Raw genomic sequence first — 25104 nt, forward strand, 5'->3', positions numbered from 1 at the left:
TTCCAGACATCATCAGGATCCGAAGAGAACGAAGGAGAACCTCCATGGCTCATCCGACCACGACGACCGCCGGTGCCCCCGTCGGCAGCGACGCCCACTCCCTCTCCGTGGGGCCCGAGGGCCCCATCGCACTGCACGACGTGCACGTGGTGGAGAAGCTCGCGCAGTTCAACCGCGAGCGGGTGCCCGAGCGGGTCGTGCACGCCAAGGGCGCCGGCGCGTTGGGAACGTTCGTGACCACCGGCGACGTGTCCGCCTACACGCGGGCCGCGCTCTTCCAGCCCGGTGCCCGGACCGACCTGGCGATCCGCTTCTCCACGGTCGCCGGCGAGCAGGGCAGTCCCGACACGTGGCGCGACCCCCGCGGCTTCGCGATCAAGTTCTACACGTCCGAGGGCAACTACGACCTCGTCGGCAACAACACCCCGATCTTCTTCATCCGCGATGGCATCAAGTTCCCCGACTTCATCCACTCGCAGAAGCGGCTCCCCGGTTCGGGCCTGCGCAGCAACGACATGCAGTGGGACTTCTGGACCCTCTCGCCCGAGAGCGCGCACCAGGTGACCTGGCTCATGGGCGACCGCGGCCTGCCGAAGACCTGGCGCCACATGGACGGCTTCGGCTCGCACACGTACCAGTGGATCAACGCCGACGGCGAGCGGTTCTGGGTGAAGTACCACTTCAAGACCGCCCAGGGCAACGAGTTCCTCAGCCAGGACGAGGCCGACCGCATCGCCGGGGAGGACTCCGACTACCACCGCCGCGACCTGTACGAGGCGATCGAGCGGGGCGAGCACCCCAGCTGGACCTTGAGCGTGCAGATCATGCCGTATGAGGACGCGAAGGACTACCGGTTCAACCCCTTCGACGTGACGAAGGTCTGGCCGCACGCGGACTACCCGCTCCTCGAGGTCGGCACGATGACCCTCGACCGGAACCCGTCGAACTTCTTCGCCGAGATCGAGCAGCTCGCCACCTCCCCGGGCAACTTCGTGCCGGGCATCGCGGCCAGCCCCGACAAGATGCTGCTCACGCGGATCTTCTCCTACCCGGACGCGCAGCGGTACCGCGTGGGCACGAACTACAACCAGCTGCCCGTCAACGCCCCGAAGGCGCCGGTGCACAGCTACACCCAGGACGGGGCCATGCGCGCCGCCACGAACTCGGCGGCCACGCCGGTCTACGCCCCGAACTCGTTCGGTGGACCGGTGGCCGACCCCGTCGCCGCGGGCGAGGGCACCTGGGAGAGTGACGGCGCGCTCGTGCGGGCCGCCCACAGCCTCCACGCGGAGGACGGCGACTTCGTGCAGGCCGGCAACCTCGTGCGCACCGTGCTCGACGACGACGCCCGCGAGCGTCTCGTAGGCAACATCGCCGGGCATGTGGCCGGCGTCGTCTCGGACGAGATCCGCGAGCGAGCCTTCGGCTACTGGGAGAACGTCGACCTCGACCTCGGCGCCCGCGTGCGCAAGGCGGTCGACCAGCTCCGCCAGGGCTGACGCCCATCTGGACCCTCGGCTGGGGATGAGGACCGGGCGGGCCGCGCGCATGTGCGCGGCCCGCCCGATCGCATGCCGGGCCGACCTGAACCCGGGCCGACCTGAACCCGAACGGGCTCAGCCGAGCACCGTCAGCCGAGCACCGGGCCGGTCGCCAGGCCCCGCTCGGAGGCGGCCTTGTGCACGGCGTCGATCACCAGCCGCAGCGACGTGCGCTGGGTGGGGGTGCGCCGGTAGGCGACGGACACGGTGCGGGAGGCGGGCTCGGCCAGCGCCACGATGTCGACCCCGTCCGGCACCAGCCCGAGCGCCAGATCCGAGACGAGCGTGACCCCGAGTCCGCCGGCGACCATCGCCAGCGACGTCGACTGCTCCTGCGCCTCGTGCACGATCCGCGGATCGAAGCCGGCCTCCTGGCAGGCGATCCGCACGGCCTTGCCGAAGTGTGATCGGGGCCCGGCGAGGATCCAGGGCTGCTCCGCGAGGGCGTGCAGCGGGATCGAGTCGTCGGGGAAGAGCCCGGCCGGCACGGCCGCGTGCAGGCGCTCGACCGCCACGACCTCCCGCGCGAGCGCCGGATCCCACGGCGTCGGATACGTCGAGTAGTCGATGACGAACGAGAAGTCGAGATCGCCCTCGCGGACGGCGGCGGCGCTCTGCTCCGGTGGGAGGTCGACCGTGCGCACCTCGATCCCCGGGTAGGTGGCGGCGAGCGCGCTCAGCGCCCCGGGCAGGAGCCCGGACGCGACGGAGGCCCACACCCCGGCCGTGAGTCGGGCGGTCACCCCCTCCTGCGCGCGTTCGAGCGCGACGGCCACCCGCTCGGCCGAGGCGAGGATCTCCTCGGCATGCTCCACGAGCACCATCCCCAGATCCGTCAGCTGTACGCGCCGGCCCTGCCGCTCGAAGAGTCGCACCCCCACCTCCCGTTCGAGCTGCGCCAGCTGCTGGGAGACCGCCGACGGGCTGTAGTGCAGCGCGGTCGCCGCGGCCGTGACGGTGCCGCGGCGGGAGAGCTCCCGCAGCATCCGCAGCCGCCGCAACGACAGTTCCATCCCGCCATCGTAGGGACCTTCGCCCGCAATATTCAGGAAAACTGCACATCACCGTGCAGGTTCCGTAACTGGAACTTTCCGCATCCAGGGCGCATGGTGGAGGGACCAGGCCCTGAGCGGCCGTTGTTGTCGTCGGCGATTCGGCGTCATCCGGATCATCGGCGATCCACGGCGGCGGGGTCCACGGTCGGCCGCGCCGAAATAACCACGATGGAGGTGGATTTGCGATGACCACGCTACACGAACCGGTGAATGGATCGAACGTATCGGTCCCCGGGGCCCCGAGGGTGGTGCATAGCGATCGCCGCCCGGAGGCCGGTGAACCGCTGCGTCGCCTCACCTGGACCGATCCGGTCACCGGGGCCCGAGGCTACCTCGTGGTGCACACACTCGTCTCCGGTCTGGCCACCGGTGGCACGCGGATGCGACCCGGCTGCACGCTCTCGGAAGTCGAGGATCTCGCCCGCGGCATGGCGCTGAAGACGGCGGCCTTCGGGCTGCCCGTCGGCGGGGCCAAGGGAGGCATCGACTTCGACCCGAAGGATCCCCGGGCACTCGACGTGCTGTCGCGGTTCTGCCGACACATGCGTCCCTGGCTCGATGCGCACTGGGTCACGGCCGAGGATCTCGGTGTCACCCAGCCGCACCTCGACGCGGTGTTCGCACGACTCGGGCTCGGGCAGTCCTTCCACGCCGCGATCCGGCGCTCCTGGAACGAGCAGCGCACCCTGGCACGGGTCCAGGACGGCCTGCATGCCACGACCGCCGACGACCGGCTGGTGGCCGACGTCATCGGCGGGTACGGCGTGGCGCAGGCCTGCCTCGGTGCGGCCCGCGCCTGGAACTGGCGCACGGGTGCCACGACCGTCGCCGTTCAGGGGGTCGGCACCATGGGCGGCGGCACCGCCTGGTACCTCCACGAGGCCGGGATGAAGGTGGTGGCGATCGCCGACGCCGCCGGCACCCTCTATCGGAGCGGCGGACTCGACATCCCCGCGCTGCTCGACCTTCGGGACGACTACGCGGAGATCGATCGGACCCGCCTGCCCGCCGACGTCGAGTGCCTCCCCCGGGACGCGGTGATCGCCACCGACGCCGACATCCTCGTGCCGGCCGCCGTCTCGTATGCGATCCGGCCCGGCAACGTCGCCGACATCAAGGCGATGGTCGTGGTCGAGGCCGCGAACGCCGCCACCACCGACGAGGCCGAGGCGATGCTCACCGACCGCGGAATCCCCGTTCTGCCGGACTTCGTGGTGAACGCGGGCTCGGCCGCGTGGGCGTGGTGGCTGCTGCTCGGCCACGTCGGGGCCGACCCGGCCGACTCCTTCGACCGGCTGCGCACCGAGATGCAGGCGAAGGTCGCGCTCATGGTCCGCGAATGGACGACGGCACGCGCCCGTCCGCGTGAGACCGCCTGGGCGTTCGCTGCGGCCAACGCCCGCGCGCTCGCGGACGAGATCATCACGATCCCGTAGGGCCACGGGTGAGGTGGGAGCGGCTGTGGCCCGGGCGGCTGCCCGGCGGGCCGGGCCTCAGGTCGACCGCTTGACCTCGAGCCGGGCGGTGGCGTCCGCCAGGTGGGCCGCGAGGAGCGCCGTGACGTGCTCCGGCGGCTCGGTGCGGATCGCCTCCCGCAGTTCCTCGTGCTCGCGGACCTGGGTGCCGAGGTCGGCATACGTGGAGGACAGCTCGCCCAGGCACAGCCGGGTCTCGACGAGGAGGGTGCGCATGGCCCGCGCGAGCCGGGGGCTTCCCGCCACCTCGACGAGCGCCTCGTGGAAGGCCTGATCCCCGTCCGAGACCCCGGCCCCGTCGCCGGCGGCCGCGGCCGTGCGCATCGCCTCGACGCTCGCTGCGAGGGCGGCGTGGGCGGCGTCGCGGCGGTCGTGCAGGATCAGGTCGAGGGCCGCCTGCTCGATCGTGCCGCGGGTGCGGTAGACGTCGATCATGTCGGCGAGCGTCAGCCGGCTCACGAACACGCCCCTGTTGGCGATCGCGTGCAGGATGCCCTCCGAGACGAGACGCTGCATCGCCTCGCGCAACGGCCCGCGGGAGACCCCGAACCGGGTCGCGAGCTCCGCCTCCCCCAGCTGGGCACCCGGCTCGAGCCGGCCCGAGGCGATCGCCGCGCGCAGTTCGCCGGCGATGTGATCCACGGTCGAGACCCGCCGCGCCGGGGCGAGCTCAACGGTTCCCATGAGCCCGCTCCGTGCGAGCGGCGAACAGTGCGCCCAGGCCGCGCGCCACGGGTGCCTCGCGGCGCGGATCGGCGAGCCGCAGCCCCTCCCAGATCGTCACCTGGTTGGCCGTGAGCACGGGCTTGCCGAGCCGGGCCTCGAGTTCGCCGACGACGCCGAGGGTGCGCATCGCGGTATCGGGGACCAGGAGCGCCTCGGCATCCCGGTGGTCACGGGCGAGGGCGAGGGCGATGACGCGCTCGCGGCTCAGCGTGCCGACCTCCGCGGCCGTGTCGATCCCGGCCCCGGCGGCGGCGACGATCTCGATCCCCGCGGCCGTCAGGTAGTCCACGAAGAGGGCCGCGACGTCGTCGGGATAGCTCGCCGCGACCGCGACCCGGCTCACGCCGAGGGAGGCGGCCGCCGTGACGAACGCGAGCGAGGTGCTCGAGGCGGGGACACCCGCCGCCGCGGCCAGCTCCTCGACCTGCCGGAGCGCACCCTGCGGCCCGTAGACGAAGCTGCCCGACGTGCACGCCCACATGATCGAGTCGAGTCCGCGGGATGAGAGTTCGGCGGCGCCGCCGGCGAGCTTGTCGGGGCTGCCCAGGTCGAGCAGCTCCGGCACCGCGTGCAGGTCGGTGCCGTAGATGTGGGCCACGGGCAGGTGCACGCCCAGCAGCCGCTCCCCGAGGGGATAGTCGTCCTCGGCCGCGTGATCGGGATAGATCATGCCCGCGGTCAGGGCCGGTCGGGGCCGCCGGGAGCCGTGTGCCTCCTCGGCCGTTCGGGCCGCCGGGTCCGAGTGGCCTGGTGGGGGTGTAGGCGCCGGGGGATCCGAGGGTAGGTGGGTCTCCCGGGCAGCGCGGGCCTCTCGGGCCGCCAGTGCCTCGTGGGTCGGGTCGATCATGGTGTGGGGCCTCCTCTCCGAGTCCGGTCGTCGATCCGGGTGAGAGTCGCGCCGGGATCGACCGACAGGTCCTCGGCGGATGGGGTGGATGGGGTGGACGGGGGCACAGCCGGTTCGGTCGGCAGGGCCGGCGGGTCGATCCCCTCCTGGAACACGCCGCGCAGCCACCTGCCCGGTCCGACCATCGGCAGTCCGAGCCGGCCCAGGCAGGCCCAGACCGTCAGTTGATTCGCGGTGAGGACCGGCTTGCCGAGCCGGCGTTCGAGCGGGCTGATGATGTCGTAGGTGGGCAGATTCGTGCAGGAGACGAAGATCGCCTGCGACCCCGCGCAGTCGGCGGCCATGATGAGTTCGGCGACCGTGCGGTAGTTGACCTTCCAGATCCCGCCGCCCAGGCCGAGGTAGTTCGAGCGCAGCACTTCGACGCCCGCCTCGCCGAGGAAGGTCACGAGCCGATCCGTCAGCTCCGCGTCGTAGGGGGTGATGACCGAGATCCGGGTGAGCCCGAGTCGTCGGACCGCCTCGACGAGCGCACCCGAGGTGGTCACCGCGGCCGGCGCCCCGGCGGCGAGGATCGACTCCCGCAGCTGCGCCTCGTAGGCGAGACCGTGGATGAAGCTGCCGGAGCTGCACAGGTAGGCCACGACCTCGGGCTCGACCCCGAGCACGTCTCGGGTCGCGGCCTGCAGCGCCGCCCGCCCGGAGACCAGTTCGGCCATCTCCAGGCTCACGGGCACCGGCTCGTACGGGGTGCGGGCGAGGTGGAAGCTCACCTCGAGCGGGGCCCAACGCCACAACTCCCGCTCGAGCGCCAGGTCGAAGGGCGCGATGACGCCGATACCCCGCTGGGTCACGGGACCCTCGAACTCGGCACCGACGAGGTCGGCCGACTCCATGAGCACCACCGCCGATCGCAAGATTGTTGACAATCTAGGCGGGGCGCTTCTACGTTGTCAATATGCCGAATAAGCCGGTTGTCGCGATCCTTCACGACGGGCGTCCGCCGCCGCCCGGGCCACTCGCCCCGGTGACCGAACACGCCGAGGTCCGCCTCGTCGAGGCCGCCGGACTCGCACGCGCCCTGCACGGAGCCGACGTGCTGTTCGCCTACGACTTCTTCTCCCCCGCGATCCACGAGGCGTGGCACGCCGCCGATTCCCTCCGCTGGCTGCACGTGGCCTCGGCCGGGGTGGACGCGATGCTCGACCCGCAGGTGCGCGCGAGCGAGGTCGTGCTCACGAACTCGCGCGGGATCTTCGACCAGGCGATCGCGGAGTACGTGCTCGCCCAGATCCTCACCTTCGCCAAGGATCTGCGCGGCTCCTGGGCGCTGCAGCGCGATGAGCGCTGGCTGCACCGGGAATCGCAGCGAATCGCCGGCACCCGCGCCCTCGTCGTGGGAACCGGACCGATCGGCCGGGCGGTCGCGCGCCTGCTGGCCGCCGCCGGGATCCACGTGACCGGCGGCGGGCGCCGCGCCCGCGACCGCGACGCGGACTTCGGCACCGTGATCGACGTGACCGCCCCGGCCTCCTTCCACGCCGGACTCGCGGGCGCCGACTGGGTCGTGGCCATCGCCCCGCTCACCGAGCAGACCCGCGGCATGTTCGATGCCGCCGCGTTCGCCGCCATGGACCCGGCGGCCCGCTTCATCAACGTCGGCCGGGGGGAGCTCGCCCGCACGGACGACCTCGTGACCGCCCTGCGGGCCGGGGAGCTCGCCGGCGCCGCTCTCGATGTCGTCGACCCCGAGCCACCGCCCCCCGGACACCCGCTCTGGGAGCTGCCGGGCGTCGTCCTCACGCCTCACAACAGCGGCGACTTCATCGGCTGGCGCGACGAACTCGTGGGGGTGTTCGCCGAGAACTTCCGGCGGTGGACGGCGGGCCGGCCGCTGCGCAACGTGGTGGACAAGCACCTGGGATACGTACCGAGCACTGGAGGCTGACATGACCGACGAGCGCGCCGACCTGACCGAGCTGACCGCAGTGGAGCTCGTCGCGGCCTACGCCTCCGGCGAGGCCTCACCGCTGGAGGCGACCCGGGCCGTGCTCGACCGGATCTCCCGGGACGACGACGACCTCGACGCGTTCTGCCTCGTGGACCCGGAGGGCGCGCTCGAGGAGGCGGCACGCTCGGAGGCCCGGTGGCGCGAGGCACACCCGAAGGGTCTCCTCGACGGCGTGCCGATCTCGATCAAGGACATCTTCCTCACCGACGGCTGGCCCACGCTGCGAGGCTCGCGGGCCGTGGACCCGAATCAGCCGTGGCGGGTCGACTCCCCGGTCGCGGCGCGGCTGCGGGCCGACGGCATGGTGTTCGTGGGCAAGACCACGACCCCCGAGCTCGCCTGGAAGGCGGTGACCGACAGCCCGCTCACCGGGATCACGCGCAACCCCGCGGACCCGGCGCTCACGACGGGCGGGTCCTCCGGCGGGGCGGCGGCGGCGGTGGCGGCCGGGATGGGGCCGGTGGCCGTGGGTACCGACGGCGGCGGCAGCATCCGGATTCCCGCCTCGTTCTGCGGGATCGTCGGCTTCAAGCCGACCTACGGCCGGGTGCCGATGTTCCCGGCTAGCCCCTTCGGGCAGCTCGCGCACGCCGGGCCGATGACCCGCACCGTCGAGGACGCGGCGCTGCTCATGGACATCCTCTCGCTGCCCGACCACCGGGACCCGAATCAGCTCGCCCCGCCCCGGACCACGTTCCGCGGGGAGTTCAATCGCGAGGTCGCCGGCCTGCACGTGGCCTACTCGCGGGACCTGGGTTACGTGGAGGTCGACCCGGAGGTCGGTGCGATCATCGACGCGGTCGTCGCCCGGATCGACGAGGCCGGGCTGCACGTCGCGGTGGCCGACCCCGGATTCACCGATCCGCTCGAGCCGTTCGAGCAGCTGTGGGCGGCCGGGGCGGCGGCGTTGCTGCGCACGATGCCCGGCGTGCGCGAGACGATCGACCCCGCGCTCGGCCGGGTGTGGGACGACGGCGAGAAGCTGACCGCGGTGGAGTACGTGCAGGCCCGCGGCGTGGCGGCGCAGCTCGGGATCACCATGGGCACGTTCCACGAGGAGCACAACGTGCTGCTCACCCCGACGATGCCGATCCCGGCGTTCGAGGCCGGACACGACGTGCCACCCGGCAGCGGGCTGCGCAGCTGGCCGCAGTGGACGCCCTTCACCTACCCGTTCAACATGACCGGCCAGCCCGCGATCAGCGTGCCCGTGGGCACGACCGCCGCGGGGCTCCCGGTGGGCCTGCAGATCGTCGGGCCCCGGCACTCGGACGATCTCGTGCTCGCCGTGGCCCGGTTCGTGGAGTGGCTGCTGGCCGGCTGAGCGGGGAAACTCGTTGGTGTGCTGCACCGAATTCTTTCCCCGTCGGGCGCGCTGCGCGGGCGTGCCGCGGGGTGCGGGGAAACTCGTTGGTGCGCTGCACCGAATTCTTTCCCCGTCGGGCGTGCCGCGGGGTGCGGGGAAACTCGTTGGTGTGCTGCACCGAATTTGTTCCCCGCCGGCGGCCGGGAACGACGAGCGGGGAAACTCGTTGGTGTGCTGCACCGAATTGTTTCCCCGCGCGGGTCAGGCCCGGGCGATGAGCAGCCGCTCGCCGGCGAAGCCGTGGCGCCACAGGTCGTTGCCCGCCGCGGCCATGGCGGGCAGGCCCTCGGTGATCGTGGCGAACACGTTCCCGGGCACCCAGCCCACGTCGCCGTTGAGGAGCAGGTTGTTGCGGCCGTAGAAGAACGCGAGGTCGGTGGCCCCCTGCTCCGCGTGGGCCTCGGAGCCCTCGTCGTAGCCGTAGGCGGGGTTGCCGATCTCCCACGGCTCGAAGTCGAAGAGGCACACGTCGCCCGGGATCGGCGTCACGGTCGGATTCTCCCGGCGCGGGGCCGTACGCAGCCGGGGCAGCAGCGTGTACACCTCGTTGCGCGCGTACTTCGCGTGGAACGCGTCGCCGGCGGCGGGCAGAGCGTCCCAGACGGCCGCGCACGTGGCCGGTGCGACGTCGTCCAGAAGCTCGGCGCGGCAACCCACGCCGCGGCGCTCGAGGGTGAGCGTGATGAAGCGGGTCATGGGACTCCTCTCGGAGGGCTCAGATCGCGGCGAGCACGTCGGCCCAGATCGCCAGGCCCTCGTCGATCTGCTCGGCCGTGACGATCAGCGGCGGGATCATCCGCACGCAGTTCATGTACGCCCCGCAGGTGAGCAGGAGGAGCCCGGATCGGGCGGCGGCCTGCTGCGCGGCGGCGGCGCGGGCGGAGTCCGGCCGGCCGTCGGAGGTCACGAATTCGCTCGCCACGAGCAGCCCGAGCCCGCGCACGTCCCCGATGGAACCCGCGTCGTTCGTCGCCCGCGGCGCGAGGTCTCGGCACCCGGCGAGCAGCTGCGTGCCGCGCTCGGCGGCATTGGCCACGAGCCCCTCCTCCCGGATCACCTCGAGCGTGGCCACGGCGGCGGCGCAGGCCACGGCGTTGCCCCCGTAGGTGCCGCCCTGCGAACCGGGCCAGGCCTTCGCCATGAGCTCGGCCGGCGCCGCGATGCCCGAGAGCGGGAAGCCCGAGGCGAGCCCCTTGGCGATCGTGATGACGTCGGGGCGCACGTCGAAGTGTTCGTGGCCGAAGTAGCGGCCGGTGCGCCCGAAGCCGGTCTGGATCTCGTCGATCACGAGCAGGATCCCGTGCTCGTCCGCGCGTTCCCGCAGGCCCGCGAAGAATCGGGTGTTGCCCGGGATGTAGCCGCCCTCGCCCAGCACGGGCTCCACGACGAACGCCGCGGTCTCCGCCGGGGCGGTGAGGGTGGCGAAGAGGTAGTCGAGCTCGCGCAGCGCGAAGTCGGTGGCCTCCTCCTCGCTCCAGCCGTAGCGGTACGCGGTCGGGAAGGGCGCCACGTGCACTCCGGCCATGAGCGGGCTGAATCCGGCCGAGAACCGGGTGCCCGAGGTCGTCATCGAGGCGGTCGCGACCGTGCGCCCATGGAAGCCGCCGTGGAACACGATGACGTTCGGGCGGCCGGTGGCCTGGCGGGCGAGCCGCAGGGCCGCCTCGACCGCCTCGCTGCCGGAGTTGGCGAAGAAGAGGGAGTCGAGTCCGGGGGGGAGCACCTCGCCGAGCTTCTCGGTCAACTCCAGTAGCGGGCGGTGCATCACGGTGGTGTACTGGCCGTGGATGAGAGAGCCGACCTGGGCGCGCGCGGCCTCGACCACGTGCGGATGGCAGTGGCCGGTGCTCGTCACCCCGATGCCGGCGGTGAAGTCGAGGTAGCGGCGGCCGTCGACGTCGAACAGGTAGCTTCCCGCGCCGTGATCCACCGTCACGGGCGTGGCTTGGAGCAGCCGGGGCGAGAGCGCAGTCATCGGGGCCTCCCTCAGGGTGATCGACCGGTTGTCGGATTGTTGACAATACTTCTACGATGACGGATACGGCAAGGAGGTTCCACCATGACCGAGACCGAGGCGATCGCCTCCGTACCCACCGGGCTGTTCATCGACGGGCAGTGGCGCGAGACCGCGGCCACGATGCCGGTGGAGGACCCCTCGACCGGCGAGCCCCTGTGCGAGGTCGCGGATGCGAGCCCCGAGGAGGCCGCCGCCGCCCTCGACGCCGCGGCCGCCGCCCAGGCGGGGTGGGCCGCCACCGCCCCGCGCGAGCGCAGCGAGATCCTCCGCCGCGGCTATGAGCTGCTCGTGGCCGAGACGGACCGGCTCGCGCTCATCATGACCCTCGAGATGGGCAAGCCCCTGGCCGAGTCCCGGGGGGAGATCGCCTATGCCGCCGAGTTCTTCCGCTGGTTCGCCGAGGAGGCCGTGCGCATCGACGGCGGCTTCATGTCCGCCCCGGCCGGCGGGTCCCGCTTCCTCGTCTCCCGCGAGCCCGTGGGGCCGAGCATCCTCATCACCCCGTGGAACTTCCCGATGGCGATGGGCACCCGCAAGATCGGGCCCGCGATCGCCGCCGGCTGCACCTCGGTGATCAAGCCCGCCTCGCAGACGCCGCTGTCGACCCTCGCTCTCGCCGACATCCTCGTGCGCGCCGGGCTGCCCGCCGGCGTGGTGAACGTCGTGACCACGAGCCGTACCGACGAGGTCATGACCCCGATGATCCTCGACCCGCGCTCCCGCAAGCTCTCCTTCACCGGGTCGACGGCCGTGGGCAAGCACCTGCTCGCCCTCGCGGCGAAGACCGTCATGCGCACCTCGATGGAGCTCGGCGGGAACGCGCCCTTCCTCGTGTTCGCCGACGCCGACCTCGACGCCGCCGTCGACGGCGCCATGCTCGCGAAGATGCGCAACATCGGCCAGGCCTGCACCGCCGCGAACCGGATCCTCGTGGAGCGGTCGGTCGCCGAGGACTTCGCCGACCGGCTCATCGCCCGCATGGCCGCCCTGCCGATGGGGCGCGGGGTGGAGGAGGGGGTCGTGGTCGGCCCGCTCATCAACGCCGCCGCCGTGGACAAGGTCTCCGAGCTTGTGGACGACGCCCGCGGCCTGGGCGCGAGCGTTCGCCTCGGGGGTGAGCGAGTGGGCGGAGCGGGGCACTTCTATCCGGCGACCGTGCTCACGGGCGTGCCCGCCGGGGCGCAGATGGCGGGGACCGAGATCTTCGGGCCGGTGGCCGCCATCACCCCGTTCGACTCCGAGGAGGAGGGGATCGCGCTCGCGAACGACACGCCGTACGGGCTCGTGGCCTACCTGTTCACCCGGGATCTCGACCGCGCCCTGCGGGTGAGCGGCGCGCTCGAGTCCGGGATGGTCGGGGTGAACCAGGGGATCGTGTCGAATCCCGCGGCCCCGTTCGGCGGGGTGAAGGAGTCCGGCCTCGGCCGCGAGGGCGGATCCACCGGGATCGACGAGTTCCTCGAGGTCAAGTACACCGGCATCAAGATGTGAGCCGAGGTCCGGGCGGACCCCATCGAGTGGTATCGATGAATGCCCGCGGGGCGCCCTCAGAACAAGCCGAGCCGTTCAAGCAGGTCCGCGGCCGCCGCGATGATCGCCGCGGCGCTCTCGACGGCCTGGCTCGCCTCGTCGTTCGTGGCGTCATCGCCGGGGCGCTCAGGGTATTCGAGCTCGTTGCGTCGCCTCCGCAGGGCGCCGAACTGGCGGAAGCCCGGTCCGAACTGTGCGCGGACCGCTTGCTCGACGGCATAATGACCCCCCCTGGTCGTGGGGCGAAGTCCTTGCTGCGCGAGCAGTCCTGTCAACGCCTGGCGGGATGCGTCGTAGGCCAAGACGAATGCGGAGTCCGGATCGCGATGGATGGCCGACCGGGCGGTTTCCAACGTGATCGTGGCCTTCTGGAGCAGCCGATCGCCGTTGGCCGCGTCGCCGGTGAGCTTCTGTAGCTCCCCCGACCGCACGAGTGCGTCGATGTCCGACTCGCCGCGCTTCCAGCGGACCATCAGGCGCCCACCGACTCGGCGGCATCGCAGACGACGGTGAACGGTGATGCCTTGATCTGAGCGACGAGCGCATCGGCCGGATCCCGCCACTGCTTCGGTGAGCGGATGATGGGATTCACCTCGATGCCGAGACGGGCCTGGGCGCGGTCCGCGGCGTCGTAGAGATCCGCCCGGTCGACCTCGCCGACCACGAGAACATCGATGTCGCGTGGAGGGGGGCCGGTGTGGCCGGCGTAGCGGGCTGCCCATGACCCGAAGATCAGCACCTGCTCGGCACCCGGGATGACGAACTCTTCGGCGACGACGGCCTTGGGGCCGAAGGTGGCTTCGAGTAGTTGCGTGAGGGCGGGGGCGGCCGGGTGACTCGTGTTGGCCCGCACCAGGCGGTTGCGGCCCAGCGTGCGGCTGGTGATGAGCCCGGCCTCGTCGAGGCGAACCACCTCGCGATGGAGCGTGGACAGCGGCACGCCCAGCCGTGTCGCGAGGTCGCTCACGCCGTATTCCCGATCGGGGTGCAGCATGAGCCACATGAGCAGTTCCGCCTGGTGTTGCGACCGGAACACCGGAAGGAGGGCCGGGCTTTGGCTACGCATAAGTGGAAGATATATCCCATTTATGCGTAGCGTCAAGAGTGGAGCCATCGTGCACCGCCGGACTCCTCGCAGCGTCGAGCCGATGTCTACGACAGCGGGGACCGCCGGCCACCGGGGAGGTGGTCGGCGGTCCCCACTGCGGAGGTCGGGAGCTCAGCGCTCGATCTCGCCGCGGATGAAGGCCTCGACCTTCGCGCGCGCGGTCTGGTCGTCGTACTGCTCCGGCGGCGACTTCATGAAATAGGAGCTCGCGGAGAGGATCGGGCCGCCGACCCCGCGGTCCATCGCGATCTTCGCGGCGCGGAGCGCGTCGATGATGATGCCGGCCGAGTTCGGGGAGTCCCACACCTCGAGCTTGTACTCGAGGTTGAGGGGCACCTCGCCGAACGCGCGGCCCTCGAGGCGAACGTACGCCCACTTGCGGTCGTCGAGCCACTGCACGTAGTCGCTCGGGCCGATGTGCACGTTCTTCTCGCCCAGGTCGTGGGAGATGTTCGAGGTGACGGCCTGGGTCTTGGACACCTTCTTCGACTCGAGCCGGTCCCGCTCGAGCATGTTCTTGAAGTCCATGTTGCCGCCGATGTTGAGCTGGTACGTGCGGTCGAGCACGACGCCCCGCTCCTCGAACAGGCGGGCGAGCACCCGGTGGGTGATCGTGGCCCCGACCTGCGACTTGATGTCGTCGCCGACGATCGGGATCCCGGCCGCGGTGAACTTGTCGGCCCACTCCTTCGTGCCGGCGATGAAGACCGGCAGGGCGTTGACGAAGGCGACGCCCGCGTCGATGGCGGCCTGGGCGTAGAACTTGGCGGCGTCCTCCGAGCCCACCGGCAGGTAGCAGATGAGGACGTCGGCGCGGGCCTCCTTGAGGGCGGCCACGACGTCGACCGGGTCGGCGTCGGACTCGGTGATCGTCTCCCGGTAGTACTTGCCGAGCCCGTCGAGGGTCGCACCCCGCTGCACGGGCACCCCGAGCGGGGGCACGTCGGCGATCTTGATCGTGTTGTTCTCGCTCGTGTTGATGGCGTCGGAGAGGTCGAAGCCGACCTTCTTGGCGTCGACGTCGAACGCCGCGACGAACTCGATGTCGCGGATGTGGTAGTCCCCGAACTGAACATGCATGAGGCCCGGCACGGTCGTGGTGGGATCGGCATCGGCGTAGAAGTGCACGCCCTGAACCAGCGACGAGGCGCAGTTGCCTACACCCGCGATAGCGACGCGAATTGACATGGGTTCATGACTCCTTGGTTGACTCCGCCGAGGGGTCCCCCGGCGGTGTGGATGGGTTCGGTTCGTGTGGGTGGGCGGGGCCGCGCTGCTCGGCGGTGATGAGGTCCTCGAGCCAGCGCACCTCGCGGTCGAGCTTCTCCAGGCCGTAGCGGTGCATCTCCTGGGTGTAGGCGTCGCGGCGCTCGCGGGTCGTGGCCACGTGCTCGCGCAACGCCTCCCGGCGCGCCAGGATGCGGGCCCGGCGGCCCTCGAGGATGCGCAGCCGCGTGCTCGGGTCGACCTCCGCGAACAGGGAGAAGCGCACGTCGAAGTGCGCGTCCTCCGAGGCCGCGGCGTCGACGTGATGGAGCGTGGCGTCGAGGTGATCCTTGCCCTCGGCGGTGAGCTGGTAGACGATCCGGGCCCGCCGTCCGGCCAGCGCGTGCGGCAGCTCGTGGGAGTCGGCCCCCTCGATGAGGCCGCGGGCGAGCAGGGATTTGAGGGTGGGGTAGAGCGATCCGTAGGACAGGGTGCGCAGCGCACCCAGCGAGATGTTCAGCTGCTTGCGCAGCGCATAGCCGTGCATCGGCTCATCGCGCAGCTGGCCGAGGATGGCCAGCTCCAGCATCTCTCCACGGGTCCGCATGAGGTCCTTTCGATATATCGTATTGATATATCGAACTTGGTTGTCACGTCAAGTATCCACCCCGGTGCGGCGCACGGGCTCGAGGACGACGCCGCTGCTGCCCGTAGCCCGCTCCCCCGCCGCGGGTGGGCCGGTCTCGGGCGGCGCCGTCGAGGGGGAGCGAGCGGGGTCGATCGCCCACCGCCGAGGTGGGGGATCGTCCCCGCCATCGAGGGCGGGCGACCAGCGCAGCCGACGCGGGCGGGCGTCGTCCGGCGGGCGGGAGTGCGGTGACGCCGATCACAGGCGCGGCAGGGGCGGCGCGCAGGAACTGTGAAGGTCCGGGCGAGGGCCCTGTGTCGCCCAGGTGCGACATTCATACTTGGGCTCGAGTCCCGTCAGAGGAGGGGTGTCGCGCGTGTCAGATTCCAGACCACCACGCTGGGAGCCGGTCGGCTCCGGTTCCAAGCCCGCCCCGCCGACCCGGCGCAGCGCCCGGGAGCGGGCGGCCGCGGAGGCGAGCGGGCGTCGTCCCAAGGCCTCGCAGGGCGACGACGCACGGAAGGTCGGCTACAAGGGCCGCCCGTACCAGGAGCCGAATCGCTTCTGGAACTACCCGCGGCCGAACCGCGGCCCGCTCCGCCGCTGGCTGCCGAGCTGGCGGTTCCTGCTCGCGTCCGTGCTCACCCTCGGCGTGGTCGGGGTCGGCCTGTTCGCATTCGCCTACGTCACGATCGACGTGCCCGAGCCCGAGGACGTCGCGCTCGCCGAGGCGAGCACCGTGTACTACTCCGACGGCACCACCGAGATGGGTTCGTTCGCCTCGGTCAACCGCACGATCATCGACGCCGACGCCTTGCCCGACCACGTCGGCCAGGCCGTCGTGGCCAGCGAGGATCGCCGGTTCTATTCGAACTCCGGGGTCGACCCGGTGGGGATCGCCCGCGCCTTCGTCAACAACCTGCTCGGCAAGCCGCGCCAGGGCGCCTCCACGATCACCCAGCAGTACGTCGAGAACTTCTACACCGGGCGCACCGACGGCTATGCGGACAAGGCCCGCGAGGCGATCCTCGCGCTGAAGATCGACCGGCAGCAGTCCAAGGACGAGATCCTCGGCAACTATCTCAACACGATCTACTTCGGGCGCGGCGCCTATGGCATCGAGCAGGCGGCGCAGCGCTACTTCGGCAAGTCCGCCGTGGATCTGACCCTGTCCGAGTCGGCGATGATCGCCGGGGTCATCCCCGCGCCGAGCAACTGGGATCCGGCCCTCCATCCCGAGCAGGCCGAGGCACGCTGGAACCGCACCCTCGACTACATGGTCGACGAGGGGTTCATCACCCAGGCCGAACGGGAGGCGCAGACCTTCCCCGACACGATCGACCCCGACGAGCAGAAGAACAAGTTCGGCGGCCCCCAGGGCTACCTGCTCGATCTCGCCCGCTCCGAGCTGCTCGACCAGGGGGGGGTCACGGAGGCGGACGTGATGTCCGGCGGCCTGCGGATCGTCACGACCATCGATCCGGAGCTGCAGGAGGCCGCGGTCGCCGCGGCCGAGGACCTGCCCGACGACCACGCGCCGAACCTGCGGGTCGGCCTCGTGTCGATGGATCCGGCGACCGGCGCGATCCGCGCACTGTACGGCGGCCCGGACTACGTGGAGGAGCCGCGCAATGCGGCGACCCAGGCGCGGGCACAGGGCGGGTCGACCTTCAAGGTCTTCACCCTCGCGGCGGCCCTCGACCAGGGCATCCCGCTCGAGCAGCGCTTCCCCTCCTACAGCCCGATGACGATCGAGCCGTACGGCTACGAGGTGAGCAACTTCGACCACCGCGGCCACGGGAACATCAGCCTCCTGCAGGCCACGGAGGGCTCGGTCAACACCGTGTTCGCCCAGCTCAACGCGGAGGTCGGACCCGAGGCGACGGAGGAGATGGCCATCCGGCTCGGCCTGCCCGCGGACACCGCCGGGCTCGACCCGGTCATCTCCAACGTGCTCGGCAGCGCCTCCCCGCACGTGGTCGACATGGCCCGGGCGTACTCGACGATCGCCTCCGGCGGATTTCGGACGACGCCCCATATCGTCGCCGAGGTCACGGATTCCTCGCAGGCCGTTCGCTATACCGGCCCGACCGCGAAGACGTCGGTGCTCGATGCGCAGGTGGCCGCCGACACGACCTATGCGATGACCCAGGTGGTCCAGCAGGGCACGGGCCGCACGGCGAGCGAGATCGGCCGGCCCGCGGCCGGCAAGACCGGGTCGAGTCAGAACTACCGATCCGCGTGGTTCGTGGGCTTCGTGCCCCAGCTCACCACGGCGGTCGCGCTCTTCCAGCCCGGGGAGGACGGCACGGAGGAGGTCATCACCCCCTTCGGCGGAGTGAACCCGGTGGCGGGTGGAAGCTGGCCGGCGACCATCTGGACCGAGTACATGACGGCGGCCACGGACGGGATGCCGGTCGAGGACTTCCCCGAGCGCAGCGCGCCGGTCCGGCCGACGTACGCGCCCAAGCCCCAGCCCACGCAGCCGGCGACGGAGGAGCCGAGCGAGGAGCCGAGCGAGACCACCACGCCGAGCCCGACTCCGACGCCCAGCCCCACGCCGACGACACCGACTCCGACCCCGACGACGCCGCCACCTCCCACCCCCACCGGTCCGCCGAGCGGCGGCTCCGATGGAGAGTCCGGCGGCGGCTCGGACGGCGGCTCCGGTGGCGGTTCGGACGGCGGCTCCGGTGGTGGCTCCGGTGACTCCGACGGCGCCGGCTCGGGTGGTTCCGGCCAGGGTTCGGGCCAGGGTTCGGGCCAGGGTGGCCAGGGGTCGAGCCGGGGTGGCCAGGGCTCGGGTCAGGACGGCCGGGGCCTCGCGCTCCCGGGCCGGGGCGACGCCGGAGCCTGGTAGCGCGCGGACGTCCCGAGCCGGTCGCCACCGCCGCGGCCCGCCCGGCCCGTGCGTGGCCGAGCCCACAGTGGGCCTTCCGCCGCCCGTCCGGTAGCATGGCCGGGTTCCCCGTTTCGTTCTCATGCCCGGATTCGTGTCGCATCGCGGCCGAGGGGCGAGGCGGACGGGGCGCATCACCCTCCTGTCACGGAGAGACCGTGACCGATGTAGACCAGAGGAGGTGGGTGACACCTATGCGTCAGTATGAACTGATGGTCATTTTCAGCCCCGAGCTCGACGAGCGCACCGTGGCCCCGGCGATGGAGAAGTTCCTCACCGTGGTGACCGGCGACAGCACTCCGGGCAGCGTGGAGAAGGTGGATGTCTGGGGCAAGCGCCGCTTGGCCTACGAGATCGAGAAGAACACCGAGGGCGTGTACGTGCTCGTCGAGATGACCGCCACCCCCGAGCAGGCTCAGGAGCTCGACCGCCAGCTCGGACTCAACGAGACCGTGCTGCGCACCAAGCTCATCCGCCGCGGCGCCTGACGGCGTCGGGCCTCCCAGCAACCTTTCCGACCATCCCCTCCCGACCGGCTCATCGGTCGGCCACCAGCACGTGGCGAGCAATGGCGAGCACGTGACGACTAAGGAGTGACATGGCAGGCGAAACCACCATCACCGTGATCGGCAACCTCACCGCCGACCCGGAGCTGCGGTTCACCCCCTCGGGGGCTGCGGTCGCGAACTTCACCATCGCCTCCACGCCGCGGACGTTCGACCGCCAGTCGGGGGAGTGGAAGGACGCCGAGACCCTGTTCATGCGCTGCTCGATCTGGCGCGAGGCCGCGGAGAACGTGGCCGAGTCGCTGACGAAGGGGATGCGCGTCGTGGCCCAGGGCCGCCTCGTGCAGCGTTCCTTCGAGACCCGTGAGGGCGAGAAGCGCACCGTGGTCGAGATGCAGGTCGACGAGGTCGGCCCGTCGCTGCGGTACGCCTCCGCCAAGGTCACCCGGGCTCAGCGCTCCGGTGGCGGCGGTGGCGGCAACTTCGGTGGTGGCGGCGGCAACTTCGGCGGCGGCGGTGGGAACAGCGGCGGTGGCGGAGGCTACGGCGGAGGCAATGCAGGTGGCGGCGGCGGATTCGGTGGCGGCGCGGCCGCGACCGACGACCCGTGGGCCACGAGCGGCTCGAACTTCCCGGACGAGCCGCCCTTCTGACAGCTGTGCCCCGGGATGCCCGGGGCAATAAATGACCAAGGAGTACCACTATGGCGAAGGGAAACCCTCGCAAGCCCGTGATCAAGAAGGTCAAGCCGGTCAAGCGGCCTGTCCTCGAGGGCGCGATCGATTACAAGAACACGGCCATGCTGCGTAAGTTCATCTCCGACCGGGGCAAGATCCGCGCCCGCCGGGTCACGGGTGTGACCGTGCAGGAGCAGCGCCTCATCGCGAAGGCCGTGAAGAACGCCCGCGAGATGGCCCTGCTGCCCTACTCGAGCTCCGCTCGATAAGGAAAGGGAGAGACCATGGCTACCAAGCTCATCCTCACCCACGAGGTGTCCGGCCTCGGCGCCCCCGGCGACGTGGTCGAGGTCAAGGACGGCTACGCCCGCAACTACCTCATGCCCCGTGGCCTGGCCACCGGCTGGACCAAGGGTGCCCAGAAGCAGATCGACCAGATCACCGCGGCCCGCCGCAAGCGTGAGATCGCGACGATCGAGGGCGCCCAGGCGGCCCGCGACTCGCTCTCCCGCACCCGCGTGATCGTGCCGGTCCGCGCCGGTGAGAGCGGCCGCCTCTTCGGCGCCGTCACCACCTCCGACATCGCCACCGCGGTCAAGGCCGCCGGCGGCCCGAACGTCGACAAGCGCAAGATCGAGGTCAAGAACCCGATCAAGTCGCTCGGCGAGTACCAGGTGTCCGTTCGCCTGCACGCCGACGTGACCGCCACGATCGACATCCAGGTCGTGCCCGGGAAGTAGTCCCGCGCAGCCGACAGCGGCCCGGTCCCCAGTCCTGGGGGCCGGGCCGTTCGCCTATGGACGACGCAGCTCGCCCGATCTCTCTCCCTCACCCGCCCGCCCGGGTCGGGTTCCGCGGATCGTGTCACAACGTTCACACGGGGTCCCGCGCCTCTCCCGCGAAGCACCACGTGGTCCCGGCACGATGGAACCGGTCCGAGCAGGAGGGTGCGTGCGAGGAGGAGGCGCCGATGGTGGAGAGCGTGATGGGCGAGGCGGCCGAACGCAATCGCAATCGCATCATCCTCGTGGTGTGCCTCGTCGCGGTGCTGAGCCTCGGGAGCGCCGGCTACATGTGGTTCTCCTCGAGTACCGCCGCGTTCATGCGCCAGCACGTCTCCGACCGTGAGCCCGTCTCGGTCGAGGCGTACGACGACGTCGCCGGCGCGTGGCTCTCCGCCGGGGTCGACGACATGCTCATCGTCGTCGCAGGCATGCCCGATCTGCTCGGGGCGACGATCACGTTTCGAGCATGGGACGAGCAGTTCATCCTCCACCTGTGCGAGGTGGAGATTCCCCGGTTCATCGCGGAACGGCCCGAGAAGCCGCTCGCCCGCGTCACCTTCGACATCGAGGTTCCCGGCAGGGATCTGCCGCTGATGCACTATCCCCTACCGCTCGATTGCGAGACGCTGTCGGACTCGTTGAAGTCCGGCTGACCCGCGTCAGGCACCCAGCACCATCCAGTTCGTGCCCCGCGCCCGGACGCCGGTGGTCAGGGCGCGGGCGATCATGAACGCGCCCGCGAACGCGGCCCAGAGCCAGGCGAGGGCTCCGGGCCCGGTGGGCAGCGCCCACCAGACCAGCGCCGCGAACGGCAGGTACGCGACGAGGGTGACCACCCCGGCCCACGCGAGGAAGCGGCCATCGCCGGCGCCGATGAGCACCCCGTCGAGCACGAACACCCACCCGGCGATCGGCATCGCGACCCCGCACACGAGCAGCGCCCACGCCGCCTCGGCCTGCACGGCCGGATCGGCGGTGAACAGCGGCGTGATCAGCCACCCCGACCCGGCCACGAGCGCGCCGATCCCGATGCCGGCGAGCACGCCCCAGCGCAGCGCCCGGGAGGTGAGCCGGCGCACGATGCCCGCGTCCCCGGCCCCGAGGCTTGCGCCGATGAGGGCCTGGGCGGCGATGGCGAGCGCATCGAGGGCGAAGGCGGTCAGCCCCCAGATCGACAGCACGATCTGGTGCGCCGCGAGCGGCACGTCCCCGAGCCGCGTGGCCACGAGCACGGTGACGATCATCGCCCCCCGCAGGGTCACGGTGCGCACGAACAACGGCAGCCCGGCCCGGGCGCTCGCCAGGATCGCCGCCGGATGGGGCGCGAGCCGCACCCCGGGGAGGTCGCGGGCGCGGGTGAACACCTTGTACACGAGCCAGGCACCCATGCCGAGCTGGGTGGCCGCGGTGGCCAGGCCCGAGCCCGCGATGCCCATCCCCGCCCCGTACACGAGCGCCACCGAGCCGGCCGCGTTGACGATCGCCCCCGTGACGGCCGCGTGGAAGGGGGTGCGCGTGTCCTGCAGGCCGCGGAGCGTGCCGGTCGCGGCGAGCACGAGCAGCATCCCGGTGATGCCGGGTACGGACCAGCGCAGGTAGGCCACGGCATGGGGAACGATCTCGTCGGAGGCGCCGAGCGCCGTCACCAGTCCCGGGGCGAACGCGAGCCCGACGGCCGTGAGCACGAGCCCGAGGCCGAGCGCGAGCCACATGCCGTCGACCCCGAGCGAGACGCCCGCGGCCAGGTCCCCGGCGCCCTGCTTGCGCGCGACGGCGGCGGTCGTCGCGTAGGCGAGGAACACGCAGACCGCCACGACCGTGACGAGCAGGGTCGAGGCGAGCGAGAGGCCGGCGAGCTGGGCCGTGCCGAGGTGCCCGACGACCGCGGAGTCGATGAGCACGAACACGGGCTCGGCCACGAGGGCCCCGAGCGCGGGCCAGGCGAGCGCGAAGATCCGCCGGTCCACCGCCCGACCGACCGGTCCGGGCTCCGCCGACACCTCGTCGGCGTGTCGCGCGGGCGTGTCGTCCACCGATCTCCTCCCTCGTGGTTGTCCACAGCCCCCGCGGCACCTGTGGATGCGGTTCGGGTGTCCGATGCCGCGTGCGAGCGGGAGCGTGGGGACGGCGTATCGCCCGTCATTCTGCCATCTCACCGCCGTTCGGCGACTGTGGGTGCCGGCTCGTCCACCGGCTGGATCGCCGCGTCCGGTTCTGGCCGGGGGCGTCGTCCACAGGCCTGTCCACAGGGCGGGCGGCGTCCTCCACACCCGGGCGGGCCGTCGTCCACACGCGGGGCCGGGTTATCACCAGGCCGGGCTCGGGCGGGGCCCGGGCCGGTCGGCATGGGCGGTCGAAAGCGGATAACGTGCGCGGGAGGGGAACCCGGCAGCTGCCGGCCGGACCGATGTCGGAGCCGGGTGCGATCCTGATTCCATGCCGCGAACGAGAGCGGCCCGAGCAGAAGGCGAAGAGGAGTGCGGATGTCCACTGCGGAACTGGAAGCGGCGCCGACCACGGGGGTCGAGCGCACGCCGCCGCAGGATGTCGCGGCCGAGCAGAGCGTCCTCGGCGGGATGATGCTCTCCAAGGACGCGATCGCCGACGTCGTGGAGATCCTGCGCGGGTCGGACTTCTACCGGCCGGCGCACGAGATGATCTACGACGCGATCATCGACCTGTACGGCCGCGGGGAGCCGGCCGATGCGGTGACCGTCTCGGCCGAGCTGACCGACCGGGGCGAACTCACCCGGATCGGCGGCGCACCGTACCTGCACACGCTCATCTCCACCGTTCCGACGGCGGCCAACGCGGGCTTCTACGCGCGCATCGTGCAGGAGCGCTCGGTGCTGCGCCGGCTCGTCGACGCGGGCACCCGCATCGCCCAGCTCGGGTACGCCACCGACGGCGGTGACGTGGACGAGCTGGTCAACACGGCCCAGGCCGAGGTGTACGCCGTGACCGAACGGCGCACCTCGGAGGACTACGTGCCGCTGCGGGACGTCATCAACTCCACGATGGAGGAGATCGACGCGGCCTCGAACCGCGGTGAGGGCATGGTCGGGGTGCCCACGGGCTTCCGCGACCTGGACCAGCTCACCCACGGCCTCCACCCCGGTCAGATGGTCGTGGTCGCCGCCCGTCCCGCGGTCGGCAAGTCGACCCTCGGGCTCGACATCTGCCGTTCGGCCTCGATCCGGCACGGCATGGCCTCGGTCATCTTCTCCCTCGAGATGAGCCGCAACGAGATCTCGATGCGCATGCTCTCGGCGGAGTCGCAGGTGCCGTTGCAGAACATGCGCAAGGGCACGATGCGCGACGAGGACTGGACCAGGCTCGCGCGCACGATGAGCAAGGTGTCCGAGGCGCCGCTGTTCATCGACGATTCGCCGAACATGTCGCTCATGGAGATCCGGGCCAAGTGCCGCCGACTCAAGCAGCGGCACGATCTCAAGCTCGTCGTGATCGACTACCTGCAGCTCATGTCCTCGGGCAAGCGGGTCGAGAGCCGTCAGCAGGAGGTCTCCGAGTTCTCGCGCGCGATCAAGCTGCTCGCGAAGGAGATCGAGGTCCCGGTCATCGCGATCTCCCAGCTCAACCGCGGTAGCGAGCAGCGCACCGACCGCAAGCCGCAGATGAGCGACCTGCGCGAGTCGGGGTCGATCGAGCAGGACGCGGACATGATCATCCTCCTCCATCGTGAGGACATGTACGAGAAGGAGTCCCCCCGGGCCGGGGAGGCCGACCTCATCGTGGCGAAGCATCGGAACGGCCCGACGGCCACGGTGGCCGTCTCGTTCCAGGGCCACTACGCACGCTTCTTCGACATGGCCCAGTAGGAGAGCCGATGGGGGCGGGGTCGCGCATCCCACATCCTTGATCAGCCGCCCGGCGCATCGATGTGGTGCGAGGGCGGGTCGAGGCGTACGCACGCCCGGTGCGTGACGTCGCGAAACTGGGCGACCATCCAGTAGTCCCCCAGCGGGTGGTGGCGCCCGCGCGAGGCCACGTCAGGCCGGCACGGTCACGAACAGGCCCGGGATCGGGTTGGTGCTGAGCCGCGTCAGACGCAACCGGGTCTGATACTCCTCGAGGATCGTGAGCGCGGCCTGGTCGGTCTCGCCGTAGGGCTTGCCCGGGCCGGTGAACTTGTTCCGCAACACAGACGTGCCTGGGATGAAATAGTCATCCCAGGCACGGTGTGGTGGCTGCCGGTGCGCCATCGGCGGGGTGGCTCAGCGGCCGAGAACGTGACGACGGCCCAGCTCGCCGGCTTCCTCGATAGAGATCTCACCGCGGGCGAATCGTTCCCCGACCGCTAGCAGGTACGGGTCGGTGACCTCGTGGCCCGCGGCACCCAGAGCTGCGTCCGCGAACGCCAGCCGGTCGGCCGCCTCGGCCTCGGTGTAGCGCGTCGTCCTCCTGCTCGTGCTGGCCATCGCCAGCCCCTCTCGTCGACCCTCTGATTTTACCACCCGGCCCGGAAACGGGGCGGGTGAGGGGGAACGGTCGAGCGCACAGTCGAGATGACCGGCAGCGCACGGGGATCGCGGCGGCGGCGGGCCCCCGGCTACGCGCTGCACCCGGCCCGCAGGGCACGGGCCATCCCATAAGTCATCCGATCTCTGACGGCGCCAGCGCGGCCGGCGACGCTCCGCTCATGATCGCGACACGGGAGGGTCGAACGGGCGACGACCGCTACAAACCATCGCCCCTAGCTGCTACAG

Annotated in this window: 25 protein-coding genes; 12 read left to right on the plus strand and 13 right to left on the minus strand. The window is 71.2% G+C overall.

Annotation, left to right across the window (positions count from 1 at the left end; all coding sequences use genetic code 11):
- The first annotated feature begins 44 nt into the window (after positions 1–44).
- Complete coding sequence (locus GCG21_RS12585) at positions 45–1499, plus strand: catalase (protein ID WP_152910041.1); 1455 nt, start codon at positions 45–47, stop codon at positions 1497–1499.
- A gap of 131 nt (positions 1500–1630) precedes the next feature.
- Here GCG21_RS12585 and GCG21_RS12590 read toward each other — a convergent pair whose 3' ends face one another.
- Positions 1631–2554 (minus strand): LysR family transcriptional regulator, encoded by a 924-nt coding sequence (locus tag GCG21_RS12590; RefSeq protein WP_152910042.1) that lies wholly within the window; start codon positions 2552–2554, stop codon positions 1631–1633.
- Between the two features lie 227 nt (positions 2555–2781).
- Here GCG21_RS12590 and GCG21_RS12595 point away from each other — a divergent pair, with 227 nt between their 5' ends.
- Positions 2782–4032, plus strand: a complete 1251-nt coding sequence (locus GCG21_RS12595; RefSeq protein ID WP_152910043.1) for a Glu/Leu/Phe/Val dehydrogenase — start codon at positions 2782–2784, stop codon at positions 4030–4032.
- 57 nt (positions 4033–4089) lie between these two features.
- On the opposite strand, the gene GCG21_RS12600 is transcribed toward GCG21_RS12595, so the two are convergent.
- The 3 genes from GCG21_RS12600 to GCG21_RS12610 are packed head-to-tail and all read right to left on the minus strand — an operon-like array spanning position 4090 to position 6561.
- Complete coding sequence (locus GCG21_RS12600; RefSeq protein WP_152910044.1) at positions 4090–4755, minus strand: GntR family transcriptional regulator; 666 nt, start codon at positions 4753–4755, stop codon at positions 4090–4092.
- The gene (locus GCG21_RS12605; protein ID WP_227993766.1) at positions 4742–5644 is read right to left on the minus strand and encodes a maleate cis-trans isomerase; all 903 of its coding nucleotides are present in this window, start codon (positions 5642–5644) and stop codon (positions 4742–4744) included. Before GCG21_RS12605 ends, GCG21_RS12600 begins: the two co-directional genes overlap by 14 nt.
- The gene (locus GCG21_RS12610) at positions 5641–6561 is read right to left on the minus strand and encodes a hypothetical protein (protein WP_227993773.1); all 921 of its coding nucleotides are present in this window, start codon (positions 6559–6561) and stop codon (positions 5641–5643) included. The genes GCG21_RS12605 and GCG21_RS12610 overlap by 4 nt, the downstream gene beginning before the upstream one ends.
- Before the next feature lie 110 nt (positions 6562–6671).
- Between GCG21_RS12610 and GCG21_RS12615 the strand changes: the two genes are divergently transcribed.
- On the plus strand, positions 6672–7592 hold the full coding sequence (locus GCG21_RS12615; RefSeq protein ID WP_370517507.1) for a D-2-hydroxyacid dehydrogenase: 921 nt from the start codon (positions 6672–6674) through the stop codon (positions 7590–7592).
- Position 7593: 1 nt separating this feature from the next.
- Positions 7594–8979 carry an amidase gene (locus tag GCG21_RS12620; RefSeq protein WP_152910046.1) on the plus strand — a complete coding sequence of 462 codons (1386 nt, stop codon included), beginning with the start codon at positions 7594–7596 and terminating at the stop codon, positions 8977–8979.
- Between the two features lie 243 nt (positions 8980–9222).
- Here GCG21_RS12620 and GCG21_RS12625 read toward each other — a convergent pair whose 3' ends face one another.
- Together GCG21_RS12625 and GCG21_RS12630 are read right to left on the minus strand one after the other, a co-directional pair.
- Positions 9223–9717, minus strand: coding sequence for a DUF3830 family protein (locus tag GCG21_RS12625; protein ID WP_152910047.1), 495 nt, complete (start codon positions 9715–9717; stop codon positions 9223–9225).
- Positions 9718–9736: 19 nt separating this feature from the next.
- Positions 9737–10996, minus strand: coding sequence for an aspartate aminotransferase family protein (locus GCG21_RS12630; RefSeq protein ID WP_152910048.1), 1260 nt, complete (start codon positions 10994–10996; stop codon positions 9737–9739).
- An 84-nt stretch (positions 10997–11080) separates the two neighbouring features.
- On the opposite strand from GCG21_RS12630, the gene GCG21_RS12635 reads away from it, so the two are divergent.
- A complete protein-coding gene (locus GCG21_RS12635) occupies positions 11081–12529 on the plus strand; it encodes an NAD-dependent succinate-semialdehyde dehydrogenase (protein WP_152910049.1) in 1449 nt (482 codons plus the stop codon).
- A gap of 56 nt (positions 12530–12585) precedes the next feature.
- Here GCG21_RS12635 and GCG21_RS12640 read toward each other — a convergent pair whose 3' ends face one another.
- The 4 genes from GCG21_RS12640 to GCG21_RS12655 form a co-directional block, all read right to left on the minus strand.
- The gene (locus tag GCG21_RS12640) at positions 12586–13041 is read right to left on the minus strand and encodes a hypothetical protein (RefSeq protein WP_152910050.1); all 456 of its coding nucleotides are present in this window, start codon (positions 13039–13041) and stop codon (positions 12586–12588) included.
- Positions 13041–13535 carry an ArsR family transcriptional regulator gene (locus GCG21_RS12645; protein ID WP_227993775.1) on the minus strand — a complete coding sequence of 165 codons (495 nt, stop codon included), beginning with the start codon at positions 13533–13535 and terminating at the stop codon, positions 13041–13043. The genes GCG21_RS12640 and GCG21_RS12645 overlap by 1 nt, the downstream gene beginning before the upstream one ends.
- A gap of 252 nt (positions 13536–13787) precedes the next feature.
- Positions 13788–14864 (minus strand): inositol-3-phosphate synthase, encoded by a 1077-nt coding sequence (locus GCG21_RS12650; protein WP_152910052.1) that lies wholly within the window; start codon positions 14862–14864, stop codon positions 13788–13790.
- A gap of 4 nt (positions 14865–14868) precedes the next feature.
- Positions 14869–15471, minus strand: a complete 603-nt coding sequence (locus GCG21_RS12655) for a PadR family transcriptional regulator (RefSeq protein ID WP_227993777.1) — start codon at positions 15469–15471, stop codon at positions 14869–14871.
- Between the two features lie 415 nt (positions 15472–15886).
- Here GCG21_RS12655 and GCG21_RS12660 point away from each other — a divergent pair, with 415 nt between their 5' ends.
- The 6 genes from GCG21_RS12660 to GCG21_RS12685 all read left to right on the plus strand — a co-directional run bounded on the left by GCG21_RS12660 (position 15887) and on the right by GCG21_RS12685 (position 21030).
- Positions 15887–18370, plus strand: a complete 2484-nt coding sequence (locus GCG21_RS12660) for a transglycosylase domain-containing protein (RefSeq protein ID WP_152910054.1) — start codon at positions 15887–15889, stop codon at positions 18368–18370.
- Between the two features lie 233 nt (positions 18371–18603).
- On the plus strand, positions 18604–18897 hold the full coding sequence (rpsF, locus tag GCG21_RS12665) for a 30S ribosomal protein S6 (RefSeq protein ID WP_152910055.1): 294 nt from the start codon (positions 18604–18606) through the stop codon (positions 18895–18897).
- Positions 18898–19007: 110 nt separating this feature from the next.
- On the plus strand, positions 19008–19568 hold the full coding sequence (locus tag GCG21_RS12670) for a single-stranded DNA-binding protein (protein ID WP_152910056.1): 561 nt from the start codon (positions 19008–19010) through the stop codon (positions 19566–19568).
- Between the two features lie 50 nt (positions 19569–19618).
- Positions 19619–19861, plus strand: coding sequence for a 30S ribosomal protein S18 (rpsR, locus tag GCG21_RS12675; RefSeq protein ID WP_152910057.1), 243 nt, complete (start codon positions 19619–19621; stop codon positions 19859–19861).
- A gap of 15 nt (positions 19862–19876) precedes the next feature.
- Complete coding sequence (rplI, locus tag GCG21_RS12680) at positions 19877–20332, plus strand: 50S ribosomal protein L9 (RefSeq protein ID WP_152910058.1); 456 nt, start codon at positions 19877–19879, stop codon at positions 20330–20332.
- A 230-nt stretch (positions 20333–20562) separates the two neighbouring features.
- Positions 20563–21030, plus strand: coding sequence for a hypothetical protein (locus GCG21_RS12685; protein ID WP_152910059.1), 468 nt, complete (start codon positions 20563–20565; stop codon positions 21028–21030).
- Between the two features lie 6 nt (positions 21031–21036).
- Here GCG21_RS12685 and GCG21_RS12690 read toward each other — a convergent pair whose 3' ends face one another.
- Positions 21037–22410, minus strand: a complete 1374-nt coding sequence (locus GCG21_RS12690) for an MATE family efflux transporter (RefSeq protein ID WP_370517508.1) — start codon at positions 22408–22410, stop codon at positions 21037–21039.
- 450 nt (positions 22411–22860) lie between these two features.
- Here GCG21_RS12690 and dnaB point away from each other — a divergent pair, with 450 nt between their 5' ends.
- Positions 22861–24216: a replicative DNA helicase gene (dnaB, locus tag GCG21_RS12695; RefSeq protein ID WP_152910060.1), complete on the plus strand. Its 1356-nt coding sequence runs from the start codon at positions 22861–22863 to the stop codon at positions 24214–24216.
- 171 nt (positions 24217–24387) lie between these two features.
- On the opposite strand, the gene GCG21_RS16320 is transcribed toward dnaB, so the two are convergent.
- Both GCG21_RS16320 and GCG21_RS12705 read right to left on the minus strand, forming a co-directional pair.
- On the minus strand, positions 24388–24540 hold the full coding sequence (locus tag GCG21_RS16320; protein WP_194165081.1) for a hypothetical protein: 153 nt from the start codon (positions 24538–24540) through the stop codon (positions 24388–24390).
- A 72-nt stretch (positions 24541–24612) separates the two neighbouring features.
- Complete coding sequence (locus GCG21_RS12705) at positions 24613–24816, minus strand: hypothetical protein (protein WP_152910061.1); 204 nt, start codon at positions 24814–24816, stop codon at positions 24613–24615.
- Positions 24817–25104: the final 288 nt, after the last annotated feature.

This window comes from Pseudactinotalea sp. HY160, assembly GCF_009372055.1.
In the GTDB taxonomy this organism is placed as follows: Bacteria; Actinomycetota; Actinomycetes; order Actinomycetales; family Beutenbergiaceae; genus HY158.